This window comes from Streptomyces sp. MK7 (assembly GCF_032658145.1).
GTDB classification, from domain to species: domain Bacteria; phylum Actinomycetota; class Actinomycetes; order Streptomycetales; family Streptomycetaceae; genus Streptomyces; species Streptomyces spiralis.
The window spans coordinates 22530-40485 of the sequence record NZ_JAVACL010000030.1 but is presented as its reverse complement, the minus strand read 5'-3'; the positions used below and the strand labels follow the sequence as shown (position 1 = coordinate 40485).

The window sequence follows — 17956 nt, the reverse complement described above, 5'->3', positions numbered from 1 at the left end:
ACCGGCCGGCGGTTCCACGAGCACCGCGAGCCACCCGAGGAGCCGTCCGGTGAAGGACACCAGCATCACCGCCGAGCCGGGCGAGCGCTTCACGCTCACCGTGGACCAGAACGCCTCCACCCGCGAGTACTGGTACCTGGTCGCCACGAAGCCCGACAGCTCGGTCCTGGTCAGCCGCGGCCAGGACTATGCGCCGGACTCCGGTGACGAGCCGGAGCCCGGTGCCGGCGGCCGGCTCACCTTCACCTTCGAGGCCAAGGGCAAGGGGACCACCCGGTTCACGCTGCCGCACTGCACGTTCACCACGTGCCAGGGCAACACCTCCACCCGGCCCCCCGGACGACGGGACCCTCCGCCACCCCGGCCACGGGGGCGGCCACTCCCTCCCAGGTCCCCGAGCGCATCACCTGCACCGTGACCGTCGGCTGAGCCGCTGCGGACCAGTCAGATGCGACGAGACAGCCGATGCCCCGCGATGAACGACGACGCCCCCGACGACGCTCCGTACCCGCCGGACCGCACGGACGACGAGCTGGCCCGGCTCGACATCACGGTCCTGCTGCGTTACGGCCTCACCGCCGAGCCCGGCCCCCGGCGCACCGCCCTGTTCGGCGACGGTGCCGCGGCCGCAGCCACCATCCTCGACCGCCTCGGCACCGAGCCACGCTCGGTCGCCTTCCTCGCCGACACGGTGCGGGCCGGCGGACTCGCCCGCGCCGCGGAGCTGCCCGAGCCCCTGCCTCGCCGGGAGGCGGCCGTTCTCGTACGGGAGTGGCTGCGGGCCGGCACCGAACTCGTGGGCGGGATCGCCGCCGACGACACCGCGGCCACCTGGCTGCGTGCCGTCGCGACCATCATCGAACTGAGGCAGCTGGCCCGGGCGCGGGGCCGGAGCATGTGATCCGAACGGCCGATCCGAGTACGGGAACTCCGGGCCGCCGAGCGTCGTCGCGGCACCGATGCGGTAGCGAGCGCCACCGTCGCCTTCGCGGGGACGGTGACGACAGGCAGCCTCCGGTGATCCCACACCCTGACCTGAATGCGGTGCGAGGACCCCAGCGCGATCAGGCATGGACGGGGACGTTCGACCAGGGCACCGGGGGTGCAAATTGCTTAGGGTATGAGAGCAGATTGCGTTGTTTGTCCACATGGGCGAGTGTTCGGTGGCGAAAGAGCAGGCGGCCGGGTTGCCTGGCGCACTCGGAGCAGGGCAGGCCGCGGACTTGCCGTACCAGCAGTCCGCCCTGGATGCTGCCCGCGTTGTGGCTCAGGGTGCCGCCCTGCTGGCTGCTGTGCTGGCGGCGTCGGGTCTCTCCGGCTGGATCTTCGGCATCGAGATCCTCAGACGAGTGCCCGGTGGCGACGCGGCCATGAACGCGAACACGGCCGTGGCTCTGCTGTCGCTGGGTGTCTCCCTGTTTCTGGTGGCTCACGGCCGGGTCACCCCGTGGGTGACCGTCGTGGTGCGCGCGGCCGGGGCGCTGGCCCTTGTGATCGGTGGACTCACCGCCGTGGAGTACGTCACCGGGGCGGCCCTGGGCATCGATGAACTCCTCTTCAAGGACGACATCGCCCGGATGGCGTCAGAGGCGCCCGGCCGGATGGCACCGAATACAGCTGCCGCACTGATGGTGGGGGGCGTGGCAGCCCTGTGCGCGAGCGCGTCCCGTCTGCCCGCATGGACGAGCCAGGTCCCGGGCCTGGCCGTCCTCGCCCTGGGAACGCTGCGGCTTTACGGGTTCGCGTACGCCGTGCCCGAACTCGAGCGGTTCGGTGCGTACAAGGGGATGGCCTTGTACACCGGGATGGCTCTGGTGCTGCTGGGCATCGCCGCCTTCCTCGCCCGGCCGGAACGCGGTCCTGCCGGTTTGCTGATGAACGCGGGCACCACGGGAGCCCTGGGGCGCCGGCTGCTCGCCACTGTCCTGGTGGTTCCGCCGCTGCTGGGTGAGCTCGTCCTGGCCGGTGAGGAGGCGGGGTGGTTCGGAACACGGCTGGGTACCGCGCTGCTGGTGTGCGGGCACGTGGCCGTGTTCACCACGGTCGTCTTCGCGACGTTGGTCGTGGGCCGCCGTGTCGAGTTGGCACATGCGCGTGCCGAATGGCAGGTGCGGCAGAACGAACTGCTGCAGGCGTTCATGGACCACACGCCCGCCGTGGTGTTCATCAAGGACCTGGACGGCCGCTTCCTGGCGGTCAACACGACCTTCGAGAAGAGCCTGGGCCTGTCCCGCGAACGGGTGATCGGCCGGCGTGACCGGGATGTCATGCCGCCCGACCTCGCGCGTCAGGCGCGCGCCGCCGACCTCGCCATGCTCGCCGAGGGCGCTCCCACGCAGCACGAGGAGCTGATCGCCCTGCCTGGGGGGTCGCGGGACTTCCTCACCAGCCTGTTCCCGCTCAAGACTGCTTCCGGCACTCCCTACGCCGTATGCGGTGTGATCACCGACATCACCGACCGGGTCGCGGCCCAGCGCGAAGTGCGGCGGGCCGACCGGCGCTTCCTCGCGCTGCTGGAATCGGCCCCCGACGCCCTGCTGATCACGGACGGCCAAGGCGTCATCGTCATGGCCAACGCGCAGGTGCAGAAGTTGTTCGGACGTTCGCCGGCCGACCTCGTGGGCACCCCGGTCGTCGACCTGGTGCCCGCCCCGCGGCGTCGTAGGCACGGCAAGCTTCTGCGTGCCTACCTGCGCCAGGTGGATCCGAAGCCGATCGTCCTGGACGAGGGACTGTACGGGCTGCGCGGCAACGGCAGTGAGTTCCCCGTGGAAGTGAGCGTGAGCGCCCTCCAGGCGGAAGAGGAGACGCAGGTGTTCCTGACCGTGCGGGACATCACCGAACGCAGACACGCCGAGGCCGAGCGCGCCGAGCGCTACGAGGAGCACCGGCGTATCGCCTACACCCTGCAACGCAGCCTCATGGGCGAGCCTTGCTCCCTGCCGTATCTGCCCGCCGCCCACCGGTACCTGGCGTCCGTCCAGGACCCCGGAGTGGGCGGCGACTGGTTCGACATCATTCCGCTGGACGTTCACCGCACCGGCATCGTCGTGGGTGATGTGATGGGTCGCGGCCTGGAGGCGGCGGCCGTCATGGGGCAGATGCGCGCGGCCTCCCACGCACTGGCCCGCACAGACGTACCGCCGAGCCGGCTGATGACCGGGCTGGACGCGTTCGTGGCCGACCTGGCGGACCAGCTCGTGACCTGCGTCTACTTGGTGGTGGACCAGAGCACCCACGAGGTCACCGTCTGCTCGGCGGGACACCTTCCGGTGATCGCCCTGCCCCCCGAAGGGCCCGCCCGAGTGCTCCAGGCGCCGGTCGGGGTACCGCTGGGCGTCAACGATCGGTGCGGCGCAGGGGTGCCGTTCCGGCAGGCGACCCAACCGGTACCACCGGGCTCCACGTTGGCCGTCTACACCGACGGACTGGTCGAAAGGCCCGGCACCGACATCGAGACCCAGATCGACATCCTCGCGCGCACGCTCGACCTGGCGCTGAAAGGAGTACCCGCAGATCAGGAGAGCCTTGACGAGACCGCCGACCTGCTGATCAAGACTCTCCTGCCGGACACGGCCACGCACGACGATGACGTGACACTGCTCCTGATCGGGCTGCCCATGCCGAAGGGGGAAGACGTTCGTGCCTGATCGCCGCGATGGCGGTCTTCTTCGGCCTCGGCCCGACGCAGTGCCCGTGCAGGCACCGGCGCTTGCGGCACCGGCCGCCGACGACGACCGGAATCTGTACCTTTGTGCAGTAGGGATCACGACTGTCAGTCGTGCGGTTGTAGGCCCGTGCTCATGAACCTCGCAGGCGAGGCAGTATGTCCGACTTGAGTGCGCCGATCGTGGCCACGTTCCTCGTGTACGTGGCCGTCATGATCGGAACAGGTGTCTGGGCCTACCGCCGCACGCACACCTTCGCCGACTTCGCCCTGGGCGGCCGCAGACTCCCCGCGTTCGTCGCCGCACTGTCCGCAGGGGCCAGCGACATGTCCGGCTGGCTGTTCCTCGCCTTCCCCGGAGCGGTGTACGCGGCCGGTCTCGGTGGCAGCTGGATTGCGGTCGGCCTGGTGCTCGGTACGTATTTCAACTGGTTGTTCGTGGCGCCGAGGCTGCGCACCTACACCGAACGCGCCGGGAACGCGGTGAGCCTGTCGGCCTACCTGGAGGAGCGGTTCGAGGACCGCACACGGATGCTCCGGATGGTCTCGGCGGCGGTGACCCTTGTGTTCTTCACCGTGTACGTCGCCAGTGGACTGGTGGCCGGCGGGCTGCTCTTCGGGCACATCTTCGGTGCCGGGTTCAGGTTCGGGGTGGCCGTGACCGCCCTGGTGATCGTCGTCTACTCATGCCTGGGCGGCTTCCTGGCCGTGAGCCTGACGCACGTCATGCAGGCCATGCTGATGTTCCTCGCCCTGCTCGTGCTCCCCGTCGTCGGTATCGCGGCACTCGGCGGCTTCGGTGCGCTCAGTGACTCCCTCAACACCAGGACGCCGAGCCTGTTGGACATGGGTGCCAAGGTCGACTTCGTGAACGGGCGGTGGTCGGGAGGCGGTGGATCGCTCGGCGCCGTCGCGATCGCCTCGTTGCTCTCCTGGGGCCTCGGCTACTTCGGGCAGCCGCACATCCTGGCCCGCTTCATGGGCATCCGCAGCACCGATGCCGTCCCCGCGGCCCGCCGTATCGAGACCGGGTGGGTGGTCGTGGTGCTGGCCGGTGCCACGCTCGTCGGTCTGCTGGGCATCGCGCAGTTCGGCACACCGCTCCACGACCCGCAGACGGTGTACATCACTCTGAGCCGGACGCTGTTCAGTCCGTGGGGCGCCGGTCTGATGCTGATCGCGGTGCTCGCCGCGATCATCTCGACCGCGGACAGTCAGCTCCTTGTGTCGTCCGTCGCCCTCACGGAGGACTTCTACCACGCGTTCCTCAAGCGGCGCGCCCCGGACCGGGCGCTGGTGTGGATCGGGCGCGCCGCCGTCGTCGCCGTGACGCTGGTGGCCTCCCTGATCGCGCTCAGGGGCGGCGGGCTGCTGGGCATCGTGGGCTACGCCTGGGCGGGCTTCGGCGCCGCCTTCGGCCCGGTCGTCCTGCTGTCGCTCTACTGGCCCCGCATGACCTGGGCAGGGGCCATGGCCGGGATCGTGTCCGGCGCGACCACGGTGCTTCTGTGGCGTGTGATCAAACCGCTGCACGGCCCCTTCTGGTCGGGCATCTACGAGATGATTCCGGGCGTCCTGGCCGCCACGGTCGCGGCCCTGATCTTCGGCAGGTTCGTCGGCCGGCCCCCGAAACGGGCCTTCTGGCGGATGCCGGGCGGCGGTGTGAGCCAGCTGATGCTCACCCCCTTCCTCAGCCACGCACCGGTCGGCATCGCCGTCCTCGACACGGATCTGCGGTACGTCTGGGTGAACGAGCCACTGGACCGCCAGATCCCCCTCGAACGACGGCTGGGGCGGCGGATGGCGGAGATCCTGCCGCAAGCCGAGGCCGATGCCTTCGAGGAGAAGATGCGCGAAGTTCTTCGGACCGGGGCGCCGGTGATGGACTACGAGTACCGCGGTGCCGGCTACACGGTGCACGACCGAGGCCGCGCGATCTCCGCCTCCTTCTTCGCGATGAAGGACCGCCACGACCGGAACGTCGGCATCTGGTACATGATCATCGACGTCACCGAACGCTGGCGGGCCCAGGAACGCCTGGCCCTGCTCAACGACGCCGCCGCGCACATCGGCAGCACCCTGGACGTGACGCGGACCGCCCAGGAACTGGCCGACGACGCGGTGCCGGCCGTCGCCGACTTCGTCGCCGTCGACCTGCTGGACTCGGTCATGAGGGGCGAGGAACCGGCACCCGGGCCGGTCGGCATGGCGCCCGTCATCCGCCGAGCGGCCCAGCAGTCGGTCCGTGAGGGCTGCCCCGAGGCGTCACTGGCCGTGGGGGAGACAGTCCGACGTGCGTCCGCCTCGCCCGTGACCCGCTGTCTGCTGGAGAGCAGGACCCTGGTCGAACGGGTCCTGGACCCGAAAAGCAGCCCGTGGGTGACCGTCGACGAGACGCTGGGCGCTTCGTTCCTCGAGTACGACCTCCGCTCGGTCATGGTGGTCCCCGTGCGGGCGCGCGGCGTCACCCTGGGTGCGGCGACGTTCGCCCGCGCACGGCGGCTCGGCCCCTTCGAGGACGACGACGTCCGCCTCGCCGAGGAGCTCGTCTCCCGTGCGGCGGTGTGCATCGACAACGCACGCCGTTTCACCCGTGAGCGCACGGCGGCCCGTTCCATGCAGCGCTACCTGTTGCCGCAGGACCTGACGGGAGGGTCCGCTCTGGCGGTGGCCTCGTGGTACCTGCCGGCGGATGCCCCCAGCGGTGTGGGCGGCGACTGGTTCGACGTGATCCCGCTCTCCGGAGCACGGGTCGCCCTGGTCGTCGGGGACGTGGCCGGGCACGGCATCAACGCGGCGGCGACCATGGGGCGCCTGCGCGTCGCGGTACGCACGCTCGCCAACCTCGACCTCTCCCCGGACGAACTGCTGGCCCATCTGGACGATCTGGTCATCGGCCTCATGGGAGCGCACGACATCGACACACCGCCGGCGGCCGAGGGCGAGGCGACGGGCACCGCGTTCCTGGGCGCCACCTGCCTGTACGCCGTCTACGACCCGGTCAGCAGGCTGTGCACCATGGCCCGAGCCGGTCACCTCCCCCCGATGATCGTCGCTCCCGACGGCGCCGCCGACATCCTGGACCTGCCCGCCGGACCCCCGCTCGGCCTCGGCTACCTCCCCTTCGAGTCCATCGAGACCGAACTGGAGGACGGCAGCCTCATCGCCCTCTACACCGACGGTCTCATCGAGTCCGTCGACCGCGACATCGACGTCGGACTCTCCCGGCTGGGCGATGCCCTCGCGGCACCCCTGCCCACCCTGGCCGAGACCGGCCAACGAGTGATCGACAGCCTGCTGACGGGCCCGCCCGCCGACGACGCGGCCCTGCTCCTCGCCCGTACCCGTGTCCTGGCCCCGGACCGCGTCGCCTCCTGGGGCCTTCCCGCCGACCCGGCTGCCGTCGCGCACGCCCGCGACCTCGCGGCTCAGAAGCTGACGGAGTGGGGCATCCCCGATCTGACGTTCACCACGGAACTCATCGTCAGTGAACTGGTGACCAACGCGATCCGCCATGCGGCCGGACCGGTCTGCCTGCGCCTTATCCGGGACCGCGGCCTGATCTGCGAAGTCTCCGACGCCAGCAGCACCTCGCCCCGCCTGCGTCACGCGCGGACCACCGACGAGGGCGGACGGGGCCTGCTCATCGTTGCCCAAATGGCTCGCCGGTGGGGCACTCGGTACACGAAGACCGGCAAGATCATCTGGGCGGAGCAGGTCATTGCGGCTGACGCGATCGGCTAGCCGGGCGACGGCGGAGAGATGGGCAAGGGATGCGACCGGCGTGCTCGGCGTCCATGGCTGGCCTTCTGAAAATGGCACCGGGTCGGCGCGAACCCGGTCGTGTCCCGGAACCAGGTGAACGATCTTCCTGGCTCGTGGGCGGCTCTCCGGCAGGGCGACACCTTGGTCAGGGGCCGGGAGAGAGCTGTTCGCGCACCCACACGGGATCGGGGTTGGTGTGGGGCTGACCTCCCACCACGACGGTCGGCACGGTCTCGTTGCCGTCGTTGGCCGCCCGCACCGCTGCCGCCCCGGCCGGGTCCCGCCAGATGTCGACCCAGTGCAACCGGTGAGCACTGCGGCCCAACCGCATCCGCAGCCGCAGGCAGTACGCGCAGCCCGGCCGCCAGTAGACGACCGGCCGGCCGTCGACCGTGCTGCGGCGTTGTGCCTCCACCGCACTGATCGACCTCGGGAAGATCAGAGGGGAGTTCACAACGGCGAGCGTCACGCACACCAGCAGGAATACCAAGGCTGAGCCGGATTCCTTCGCGAGGACCAGCCCGGTCGCAGCGGCTGAGCCGCACAGCACGAGCGTCAGGGGCAGGATCCAAGCGCGCGTCATGGTGCCGCAGACTATCGCTGCGCAAGAAGCCGCTCGAACCAGACCCGCATCTTCAGGCGTTCAGACCAGTGATCGTCGGGCGCTTCCGAGACGAGTGGCACATGCACGGGGCCGGTCAACTCATCACGGTGTGCCGCTTGCGCAATCGTGAGGTCGGGCGGATGCACGTCACAGGTCTGCCCATGCGCCTGGCGCGCCGTCAGGAAAGTCGACAACAGGTCAGTGTGCATGAGGCCGGATGGTGTCCTGTGTTGCTGACCTGCGACCCGTCCCGGGACCTGCTGCGCGGCAATCAGCATGATCAGTACACCTAGCGGGTGACGTCCTTCGCCCAGCCGCGGGTGACCGTCTCTCTCGCCTTCTCCAGTTGCGTGTCCGTCGGGAAGTGCGGTGTTCCTTCAACCGTCGGCAGTCGTGCGGCGGCGGCCTTGTCGAGGGTGCCGTCCTGTCTCATGGCGTCGATGAGCACCGGGCGGGCATAGGCGCGCAGCCGAAGGTTCTGGCCCTCTGGGCTGAAGAGGTACTCCTGCCACAGCCGGGCAGCCGCCGGGTGCGGGGCGTTCTTGTTGATCGCCAGCGCGAAATACTGGGCGAAGCTGCCGTCGAAGGGGATCGCGACCTGCCAGTTCACACCCTTGTCGCGGAGCTGGTCGGCGTAGTGGAGGTTGATGTAGTCCCAGTTGATGCTGATGGGGGTCCGGCCGTCCTGGACCGTTGCCGTGTTGGAATTGAGGGGATTGAAGTTGCCGATCTTCCTGAGTTCGGCGAAGAAGTCGAGGCCGGGCTGAATGTCCTCGAACGACCCGTTGTTCGCCAGCGCGGCCGCGTACACGCTGTCGAAGGCGGTGGCCGACCGGGTCGGGTCGCCCTCGAGCGCGACCTCACCCCTGTAATCGGGTTTGAGCAGATCGGCGAAGGTCTCCGGACAGCGCTTGACCCGGTTGGCGTCGCAGCCGATGGAGATGTAGCCGCCGTAGTTGTTGTACCAGCGGGCCTTCGCGTCCTTCTGACTGACGGGGATCGAGTCGTAAGCGGCGACCCTGTACTGCGCGAGCAGATTCTGCTGCGCCGCCCGCCGCGCAAACGTATCGCCCACGTCGATCACGTCGGGGGCTGTGGGCCTGCTCCCTTTCTTCCTCATGGTGTCGATCTCGTCCTGGCTGTGGCCCCGCGGATCGTCGACCGTGACTTTGATGCCGTACTTCTTCTCGAAGCCGTCCATCAGGCCGCCGTAGTTGGCCCAGTCACGCGGCAGCGCGATCGCTTTGAGCGTGCCCTCCTTGTTCGCCGCGGCGATCAGCGCGCGCATGCCGCCCGCGTTCTCGGCGGACGTAGCCACGGACGGTTCCACGACTCCGGCGGTCGGTGTGTTCTCGCAAGCGCTCAGGCCCAGTGCCACGAGAGCCAAGCAACCGAGGACCGCTGCCGCTCGGGCACACGGTGTAGTCACGACTGCTCCCGGGCTCGAGGGAATGAGGTGGTCACCTCGACCGGTTGCCGGCAGCACCACTGGGTCCGGACCGCCGGGCCTTCGGCTGCGTCACCCGGGCTCCTTGGATTCACCGCGCCGACGAAGTGGTCATCGAGGCCAGGGTACCCGGCCGCCTCGCCGGCGGAATGGCGCCCGGGAAGTCTGCGACCAGCGTCCTTGCCCGGCTGCACGCGGCTTCTGTACACCCCGAGTCCCACTCGCACCCATGCCGGCAGGCAACGTGCGCGACGGATGAAGGACGGGAGGTACACGCTCACCTCACAGTGCTGTGTCGTCCCATTGGTCGAGCAGTATCTCGCCGAGTCCTTCCGCCTCCGGCGTGGCGCCGTTGTGGAGGGACCGTTCCGCCCAGATGACTTTGCCAGTGGGCGTGTAGCGGGTCCCCCAGCGTTCGGCGAACCGGGCGACCAGGAAGAGACCGCGGCCGCCTTCGTCGGTGACCTTCGCCCGGCGCAGCCGCGGCGAGGTGCTGCTGCCGTCGGAGACCTCGAAGATCAGGGTGCCCGTGGCGGGGCTGGTGGTCGGCACCGTGCGGAGCAGCCGGACGGCGATGGGCTCGGCACCGTAGCGGATGGCGTTGGTGATCAGCTCGCTGAGGATGAGTTCGGCGGTGAACCCGACCTGCTCCAGCCCCCACTCCGTCAGCCGACGAGTGCAGGCGGTGCGCACCGGGGCCACCGCTGCCGGGTCACGGGGCACGTTCCACTCGGCGACCTGCTCTGGTCCGAGCCGGCGGGTGCGGGCCACCAGCAGCGCGATGTCATCCCTGGGCCGGTCGGACAGCATGGCCTCCATCACCGCCGCGCAGGTGGCCTCGGGCGTGCGACCCGGCCCTGTCAGAGCATTGCGCAGGGCCTCCAGACCGGCGTCCAGGTCTCGGGTGCGGTCCTCGATCAGTCCGTCGGTGTACAGCACCAGCCGGGAACCCTCGGCCACGACGAGCTCGGCGGTCTCGACAGGAAGGCCGGCTCCGAGTCCCAGTAGCGGGGAGATGGGTAGCACAGGGAAGTCGACGGCCCCGTCGGGCCGGACCACCGCCAGTCCCGGATGGCCGGCGGTGGCGACAGTCAGCCGCCCGGAGGTGGGGTCGTAGACGGCGTACTGGCAGGTCGCCCCAGTGATCATCCCCTGCCCGTCCTCCGCGGCGGCGACCTCCTCGGCGTCGATCTGCGCCACCAGTTCGTCCATCTGGCCCAGCAGCTCCTCCACGGGCATGTCCAGGCTGGCGAAGTTGTGCACGGCGGTGCGTAGTCGACCCATGGTCGCCGCGGCGTGCAGACCGTGGCCGACGACATCGCCTACGACCAGTGCCACCCGGGTACCGGACAACGGGATGACGTCGAACCAGTCCCCGCCCACCCCGGCCTGGGCGGGCAGGTAGCGGTAGGCCACGTCGAGGGCGGACTGATCGGGCAGCGCGCGTGGCAGCAGACTGTGCTGCAGGGTGACGGCCATGGCGTGCTCGCGGGTGTAGCGGCGGGCGTTGTCGATGCCCATCGCCGCCCGGGCGGCCAACTCCTTGGCGAAGGACACATCCTCATCCTCGAACGAGGGGGAGCCCTTTGCGCGCCAGAAGCTCACCACTCCGAGCAGCACGCCGCGGGCTCGCAAGGGAACCACGAGCATGGAGTGGATGCCGTGATCGAGGATCCGCCGGGCGCGTTCGGGTTGCTGGGCCCGCCAGCCGTCGGAGTCGCTCAGGTCCCTGACCAGGACAGGTCGGCCCTCGGCCATCGCCGTGGAGATGGGGTGGGCCGGGGTGAACCGGATCAGCTCGCGGACGGGGTGGAGGGGATGGTCTGCGTCGAGACCGGCGACGGCGCTCCGGCGCAATTCGGTGATCCCGGCGGTCGCACCGGAGGACTCCTCGCCGCGCAGCACCGGGTCCAGCAGTTCGACGGTGACGATGTCGGCGAACCGGGGCACCGCCACCTCGGCCAGCTCCTCGGCTGTGTGCTTCACATCGAGCGTGGTGCCGATCCGCAGCCCGGCGTCGTAGAGCAACTTCAACCGTTCGCGCGCCACCTCCGCCCGGCCGGCGAGGGCCCGCAGATCGGTGGTGTCCCGGAGCGTCACCACGCTGCCGACCGGTCCGTGAGGTGCGGTGAGCCGCTTGCTGACCGCGAGCAGCCGTTCGGTCGCCAGGTACACCTCGTCGGTGGCGGGGCGGTCGGAGGAGAGTAGCCCGGCGAGGTCCTCATTGAGCCCCAGATCGGTGATGTGTCGCCGCTCCGCGTCCGCCGGCAGGCCCAGAAGCCGTCGTGCCTCGTCGTTGGCCAGCAGCAGCCGGCCGTCACCGCCGACGATCAGCACTCCTTCCCGTACTGCGTGCAGCACCGCGTCGTGGTGCTCGTACATCCTGGTCATCTCGGTGGGCCCCAGGCCATGGGTCTGCCGCCGCAGTCGTCGGCTCACCAGGCCGGACCCGCCCCCGGCGACGACAAGGGCCGTGGCGGCGCCGCCGAAGAGGACCGGCAGTTGCTGGTTCACCCTGTGCCGCACCGTCTCGACCCTGACGGGCACGGAGACGATGGCGACGACCGAGCCGTCAGGAGCCCTGACGGGAACCGCCGAGATCACGGAGAGCCCCAGTGAGCCCTTGAACGTACTCGTGAACGGCCTGCCGCTCGCCGCCGCGGCATAAGGCCCGATGATGCGTTTCCCGATCTGATGCGGGTCGCTGTGGGCGAGGGTGATTCCGTTCAGCCCGTACACGATGACGGCGTCGACGCCTGCGGCCTTCCGGGCCGCCGCGGCGTGCGGCTGCAGCACCGCGGTCGGGTGCGCGCTGTTCAGTGCCGCAACGATCCCCGGGGCGTTCGCGAAGGTCTGCGCAGCAGTGAGCGTCCGGTGGCGGGCGTCGGTCATGACATCGCGTCGGGCCTGCACCACGAGCGCGACCAGTGCGGCGGCGACGAGCAGCATCACGACCGCCAGCTGGAGCAGGAACACCTGGCCGGCGAGGCTGTGCACGCTCAGCAGCGAACCCGACCGCCCCGCCTCTCCCCTCCGACGGTGCCGACCGGGCCGATGCGTCCACAAGGACGCATCACGTCGCTCATGCCCGGATTGGCCAGAAGCATCACTCATGTTCTCCTTTCTATCGTTTCTGAGTGCCCGACCACGAAGCGACCGTGACGGAAAGCGACCGTGACGGACCGGTCCGCGCGGGAGCGAAACGAGTCCGGGCAGCAGCCCCGCGACACCGGAAATGTTCAGCGAGCCGATGAGCGGTCCAAGGTCCGTTGGCATGCGGTGGGCGGCGGCATGGTGCACGACCGATGCGGCGACGATCTTCGCCGTACCAGTGGCAGGTGGTTGAGCCGGCGAGCGTCGAGCCCACGGTCCGATACAGCGGAAGGCGCTCGACAACGGTGCGGAGCGCGCTCGCATTCGCCCCGTTCGTGGCATCGGGCACGTGACGGAGATCTCGATGCACTACCGGCGTGCTGGTTCATACCCTGATCCCGGACGTCGGTCGGGTTGAAGAGCAGGTATGTGAAGTCATCGGTCATTGACTGACACGGCGTCAGCGAAATCGGCCAGTGGCCGGCGTTAAGCCGCCTTTCTGGCCGACGCATGAGCAAGAGCGCGCCGTTGTAGGCTAAAAGAACAGCCCTTGACCTGCACAAAGCAGGCAGGGAGCGAAAATCGGGAGCACTGAATGCTGCGTACTCTGTTCAAGTCCAAGATCTAGCGTTTGGGCGTTTTTGAAGGTCAGAGCTCTGATCGCGGCGTCCGAGTCAGCAAAAGGTCAGCATTGGACCGGGCGGTGTCCCGCGTTGCCGACATGCGGCTATCAGAGGCCTGCTGTGCCGTCCGGCGCCCGTTCGGAAGGCTTGATGCGTGGCTCGACAGCTTGCCCGTGGGATGGGGTCGTTCTTCAAGGAGTGCGGTTGTTCGAGACCGTCCCGTTGCCCGACCCGTACACGATCCGGTTCCGCGCCGCTCTCGGCAGGCAGCGTGAGAAGGCCGGCTACGGCACGCAGTACGACACGATCGAGCGCCTCACGCAGATCTACGCGGAGAAAAGGAAGACGGCGCCATCGGGGTCCGCCGGTCCACCCGTTCGGCAGCACGCCGCGCCCGCGGGCCGGGGCACCCCTAGCATGCTGACTGTGCGACCCATTCTCCCGAAGATTGAGGGCGGCCGGGTACAGGGCCTCCTGCAGCTCATCGAGGACGGCATCCACCTCGTCGTCGCGGCGCTCCTCGTACTGCTCGCGGCGCTCCTGAGCATTGGGGTCATCCACGACGTCATCAGGTCGGTCCAGGGGCCGTACCGCGAGGAGACGGTCGTTCTCTCCGCCCTGGACAACAGCCTTGTGCTCTTCATCGTGGCCGAGCTGCTCCACACCGTCCGCCTCACCATCAGGAACCAGACCCTCGATGCGGAGCCTTTCCTCGTCGTCGGCCTGATTGCCGGCATCCGCAAGGTGCTCATCGTGACGGCCGAGGCGGAGAAGTCCTTCCGGTGGAACGTCGAGGGAATCGAACTGCTGATCCTGGCGGGTCTGATCCTCGTGATGGCGACAGCGGCGTACGTGTGGCGGCGCTCGACGCGGCCGGGAGACTATTTCCCGCTCCAGGGGGCGCGGCGCTCCCCGTCGCCGGCGCCGTCACCCACCTCGGTGCGCGGGTCCTGATCCGTCACCTTCCGCAGCCAGGGTCGCCCGCACCCGCTGGTCCTCGCGAGCAGAGCCGACGTCCCGTTCCAGGGGTGTGCGGCTCACGGCTGTCGCGAGGTCCTCCAAGGCACGCTTCTGCAGTTCCGCCCCGCGCCGCACCACCGGGCTCCGGTCCCCGGCGGCGCCCTCCCACGCGTGGAGCGCCTCCTCCACGCGCCCCCAGTCCGGATTCCTGTGCTCGCGCACGTCAACTGCCGCCTGCTCGGTGTCCGCCTCGAGGGCCTCGGCGAACCGCTCCGCCTCGGGGATGAAACGGCTCTCGGCCCGCGGTACACGGCTCTCCATGAGCATCGCCGCCCGGCCGAACCGCTTGAGCGCCTCCTGCGCCTCCTGCGCCTCGCGCGACGTCAGACCCCTGGGGTGGACCGGTTCCTGCCTTGCGCGGTCGTATGCCTCCTGCCAGGCTGCACGTGCCTCCCTGCTCTCCAGCAGTGCCCGGCGCATGTCGGCGTGATGCTCCCGGGTCGGTTCGGCGTAGTCGCGGAGCACCGCGGCCGCGTAGCGGCCGTTGGCGGCGAGCCAGTCCGCGAGCCGGCCCGGCAGCCGGGATGTCTCCCATGCGGGGAACACCACGTACGCCAGCATCGCCAGGGCCCCGCCGAGCAGGGTGAGCACCACCCGCTCCGGGACCGTCTGCTCCCATGCCTGGCCGCCCATGCCGAGCAGGAAGACGACGTACGCGGCGGTGAAGCACTGGGAGTAGGCGTAGCCGGTACGGTTCAGCGTGTACGACAGGCCCGCCGAGACCACCGCCAGCGCGCCGGACACATGGGCGTCCGGGCCCAGGGCCCGCACCACGCCGGTGGCGAGCGCGACCCCCGCCAGGGTCCCGGCGAGACGGGCCACCGCACGCGCGTACGTCCGGTGGAAGTCCGGCCGCATCACCATCACCGAGGCGATGGGCGCCCAGTAGCCGTGGCCCAGGGGTAGCCGGGCGGCGATCAGATAGCCGAGCGTGGCCACCGCCGCCAGGCGGACGGCGTGCCGGAACACGGGCGAGTCCGGGCGGAGCTCACGGCGTACCGCCCGGACGACGACCGGGACCAGCCGGAGCATTGTCGGGCGAACCAGGAACTCGGCGCCGGCGGGGCCGGGCGGCGTGGGCGTCCTCCCGCGCGCGCAGCCGCTCGCGGCGATCTCCAACGCCTCGCCGAGCAGTTCCACGAGCCGCTCGGCGGCTTGTCGTGCGGGGCCCTCCAGCACCTCGTGCTCCTCGTCGACGCGCAGGACGTCCGTGCTCTCGGGCCGCACCTCGGCGGGAGTGCCGCGACGGACCGAACGGGCGGCCGCGTCCAGGACGTCGGCGGCCGCGTCTAGAAACTCCCGCGCGCGGTCCCGCCCGGGTCCCTCCGCCGGGGCGCCGACGTCCGGGTCGGCGAGCGCGGCGACGACCGGCCGAATGCGCTCGGCGAGTCCCCGGGGGCCGTGGAGGACGGGGGGACGGGTGCGGGCCTGTGACGGCGTCACGGCAGCCGCGTCCCGGGCCGTCATCAACGGCTCCGGGTCGAACGGGGCGGTTGGGTCGTGCCGCAACCGGCGGGCGTAGTCCGCCACGGCGGCCAGGGCGTCGGCGAGCGCGTCACGATGCGCTCCCCAACGCCGGATCGGGAACAGCAAGATCAGAACGGCCTGCGTCACGCCCCCGAGTGCGATGACCGCGGCGTGCTCCAGGGCTCGCCCGACGCTCGTGGGCAAGGTGATGGTCACCAGCATGCTGCCCACGGTCGTCGCTGCGACGATCCCGGCGGTCGATCCGACGGCCCACGCCATTCCCGCGGCAAAGGCCCATACGGCCAGCAGCGGCAGGAACGTCACGAGTCGCCCCGCCGCCAAGTAGCCCACAAAGGTGCTGAGCGCCAGACCCGCGCCCGCGCCGAGCGCGACCACCTTGCGTGGACGCCAGCTGCGCTGGAAGGTGGCCCCACCCGCGGAGTAGGCGCCGAGGGCGGCGGACGCGGCATACGCGGGGGAGATCAGCCACAGCGCCGGCCCGATGGCGATCGCCACCCCAGCGGCCGCGCGCAGCGCGAGCAAGGGCTCCAGCCGCGTCTCCTCGATCGTGAGCCCGGATCGCACGACCTCCCCGAAGGCCCGCAGCCACGTCACGGGTATCCGCCAGGCCGGAACGCCCTGCCGGGTCGCGTCGGCCTGGTTGAGGTGCGGCAGCCGTCGGGCAAGGAAGCCTCCCACACGGTCCGCGAACTGGCTGGCGGCCGCAACCGCTGGACGGGGTGCTGCCACTGCGGACACTGCTGAGCGTCCGCCGTCCGTCCTCCGGGCCGGAGCGCGGGCAATCGCTGTTGGTTCAGGTCCGGCCGGACGGCGGCGATTGCCCCCGGACCGTCCGGCGGACGGGCAGATCGCCCCCCTGTTTCCCCCGGACCAGTCCGGGGGAAACAGGGGGCACGGCGGCCCGAGTCTCTTACCGCTTGTGGCCGTTCCCGTGTCCGTTGGGATGCAGGACCACCTTGGTCCAGCCCTCGTCACGGGCGTCGAAGTGCTCGTAGGCAGTGGGGGCCTCGTCCAGGCTGAGCTCGTGGGAGACGACGAAACTCGGCTTCGCCTTCCCGCCGGCGATCAGATCCCGCAGCGCCCGGTTGTACTTCTTCACCGGCGCCTGCCCGGTCCCCATGCGCTGGCCCTTGAACCACATCATGCCGAAGTCGATCGGGACCTTGCCCTGAGCTTCCAGCTCCCCTTGGGCCTCCGCGCCGCCGGGGTCCTGGGGCAGGAACACGCCCACCACGCCGATGTCGCCCGTGAACCTGACCGAGTCGATCAGTCCGTTGAGCGTGAGGCTGGCGTCCTCGTGTCCCTCCGGGTCGTGTGCCTGGTAGCCGACGCATTCGCAGCCGTTGTCGGCGCCCAGACCGAGGGTGGCCTCCTTGACGACCTCCGCCGGGTTCTGCTCGGCGGTGTTGATCGGGATGCCCCCGATCTCCTCCGCCTTGCGCAGCCGGTCGGGCTGGTGGTCGGCCGTCCAGACGCGGCCGGCACCCTTGAGGAGGGCGGAATAGGTCGCCATCAGCCCGACCGGACCGGCCCCGAAGACGATGGTCTGGTCGCCCGGTTTGACGTGGGCCATCTCGGTGGCGTGATAGCCGGTGGGGAAGATGTCGGCGAGCATCACGTAGTCGGCCTGCCGCTCGGCGGCGTCCTCGCCCAGACGCAGCGCGTTGAAGTCGCCGTAGGGCACGCGCAGCAGCTCCGCCTGGCCGCCCTGGTAGGGACCCATGTCGGCGAATCCGTAGGCCGCTCCCGCAAGGGCCGGTTCCGGCTGCATGGTCAGGCAGTAATTGGTCAGGCCCTGCTCGCACTGCTTGCAGAAGCCGCAGGCGATGTTGAAGGGCAGGACCACGTACTCGCCGACCTGGACCTTGCGGACGGCCGAGCCGACCTCCACCACCTGGCCCATGTTCTCGTGTCCCAGGGTGCGGCCGGACTCGAACGAGGTACGGCCCTCGTACATGTGCAGGTCCGAACCGCAGATGTTGGTGGTGGTGATCTTGACGATGATGTCGCAGGGGTGTTCGATCTTCGCGTCCGGTACGTCCTTCACTGTGACCGTCCGCGGTCCTTCGTATACCGCTGCTTTCATGATGGCTTCCCTTGATGTCGCGGCATGGCGGTGATGGAGAGGGCGCAGATGTCGCGGCATGGCGGTGATGGAGAGGGCGCAAAGAGCCTGACTCTCGCAAGGGCTGCGACGGGGCCCGCGGCTCCCGCACGCCTCTGCGGGCCGTTCAACTGGATTAGATGGA

The 17956-nt window shown here is 69.8% G+C and carries 11 protein-coding genes; 5 read left to right on the top strand and 6 right to left on the bottom strand.

Annotated features, from left to right (window positions below):
- Window positions 1-49: 49 nt before the first annotated feature.
- The 4 genes from R2S09_RS27455 (at window position 50) to putP (ending at window position 7411) form a co-directional block, all read left to right on the top strand.
- Window positions 50-418 carry a protease inhibitor I42 family protein gene (locus R2S09_RS27455; RefSeq protein ID WP_306188904.1) on the top strand — a complete coding sequence of 123 codons (369 nt, stop codon included), beginning with the start codon at window positions 50-52 and terminating at the stop codon, window positions 416-418.
- Between the two features lie 57 nt (window positions 419-475).
- Window positions 476-901 carry a hypothetical protein gene (locus R2S09_RS27450; protein ID WP_306188902.1) on the top strand — a complete coding sequence of 142 codons (426 nt, stop codon included), beginning with the start codon at window positions 476-478 and terminating at the stop codon, window positions 899-901.
- A 361-nt stretch (window positions 902-1262) separates the two neighbouring features.
- Entirely contained in the window at window positions 1263-3650 is a 2388-nt protein-coding gene (locus tag R2S09_RS27445) for a SpoIIE family protein phosphatase (RefSeq protein ID WP_316743892.1), read from the top strand.
- Between the two features lie 176 nt (window positions 3651-3826).
- Window positions 3827-7411: a sodium/proline symporter PutP gene (gene putP / locus R2S09_RS27440; RefSeq protein WP_316743890.1), complete on the top strand. Its 3585-nt coding sequence runs from the start codon at window positions 3827-3829 to the stop codon at window positions 7409-7411.
- A gap of 166 nt (window positions 7412-7577) precedes the next feature.
- On the opposite strand, the gene R2S09_RS27435 is transcribed toward putP, so the two are convergent.
- From R2S09_RS27435 to R2S09_RS27420, 4 genes are all read right to left on the bottom strand, one after another.
- A complete protein-coding gene (locus R2S09_RS27435; protein WP_316743889.1) occupies window positions 7578-8015 on the bottom strand; it encodes a glutaredoxin domain-containing protein in 438 nt (145 codons plus the stop codon).
- Between the two features lie 11 nt (window positions 8016-8026).
- Window positions 8027-8314, bottom strand: a complete 288-nt coding sequence (locus tag R2S09_RS27430; RefSeq protein ID WP_316743887.1) for a hypothetical protein — start codon at window positions 8312-8314, stop codon at window positions 8027-8029.
- 11 nt (window positions 8315-8325) lie between these two features.
- On the bottom strand, window positions 8326-9465 hold the full coding sequence (locus R2S09_RS27425) for an ABC transporter substrate-binding protein (protein WP_372337716.1): 1140 nt from the start codon (window positions 9463-9465) through the stop codon (window positions 8326-8328).
- 300 nt (window positions 9466-9765) lie between these two features.
- Window positions 9766-12432 (bottom strand): SpoIIE family protein phosphatase, encoded by a 2667-nt coding sequence (locus R2S09_RS27420; protein ID WP_316743965.1) that lies wholly within the window; start codon window positions 12430-12432, stop codon window positions 9766-9768.
- A gap of 971 nt (window positions 12433-13403) precedes the next feature.
- On the opposite strand from R2S09_RS27420, the gene R2S09_RS27415 reads away from it, so the two are divergent.
- Window positions 13404-14153: a phosphate-starvation-inducible PsiE family protein gene (locus R2S09_RS27415; RefSeq protein ID WP_316743885.1), complete on the top strand. Its 750-nt coding sequence runs from the start codon at window positions 13404-13406 to the stop codon at window positions 14151-14153.
- On the opposite strand, the gene R2S09_RS27410 is transcribed toward R2S09_RS27415, so the two are convergent.
- Together R2S09_RS27410 and R2S09_RS27405 are read right to left on the bottom strand one after the other, a co-directional pair.
- The gene (locus tag R2S09_RS27410; RefSeq protein ID WP_316743963.1) at window positions 14127-16301 is read right to left on the bottom strand and encodes an FUSC family protein; all 2175 of its coding nucleotides are present in this window, start codon (window positions 16299-16301) and stop codon (window positions 14127-14129) included. The genes R2S09_RS27415 and R2S09_RS27410 overlap by 27 nt on opposite strands.
- Before the next feature lie 316 nt (window positions 16302-16617).
- Window positions 16618-17793, bottom strand: coding sequence for a glutathione-independent formaldehyde dehydrogenase (locus tag R2S09_RS27405; protein ID WP_316743883.1), 1176 nt, complete (start codon window positions 17791-17793; stop codon window positions 16618-16620).
- Between the last annotated feature and the right edge of the window lie 163 nt (window positions 17794-17956).

Coding starts and splice junctions, on each gene's coding strand:
- putP (WP_316743890.1), top strand. CDS start 3,827: ATGTCCGACTTGAGTGCGCCGATCGTGGCCACGTTCCTCGTGTACGTG.
- R2S09_RS27450 (WP_306188902.1), top strand. CDS start 476: ATGAACGACGACGCCCCCGACGACGCTCCGTACCCGCCGGACCGCACG.
- R2S09_RS27405 (WP_316743883.1), bottom strand. CDS start 17,793: ATGAAAGCAGCGGTATACGAAGGACCGCGGACGGTCACAGTGAAGGAC.
- R2S09_RS27420 (WP_316743965.1), bottom strand. CDS start 12,432: ATGCTGCTCGTCGCCGCCGCACTGGTCGCGCTCGTGGTGCAGGCCCGA.
- R2S09_RS27430 (WP_316743887.1), bottom strand. CDS start 8,314: ATGCTGATTGCCGCGCAGCAGGTCCCGGGACGGGTCGCAGGTCAGCAA.
- R2S09_RS27435 (WP_316743889.1), bottom strand. CDS start 8,015: ATGACGCGCGCTTGGATCCTGCCCCTGACGCTCGTGCTGTGCGGCTCA.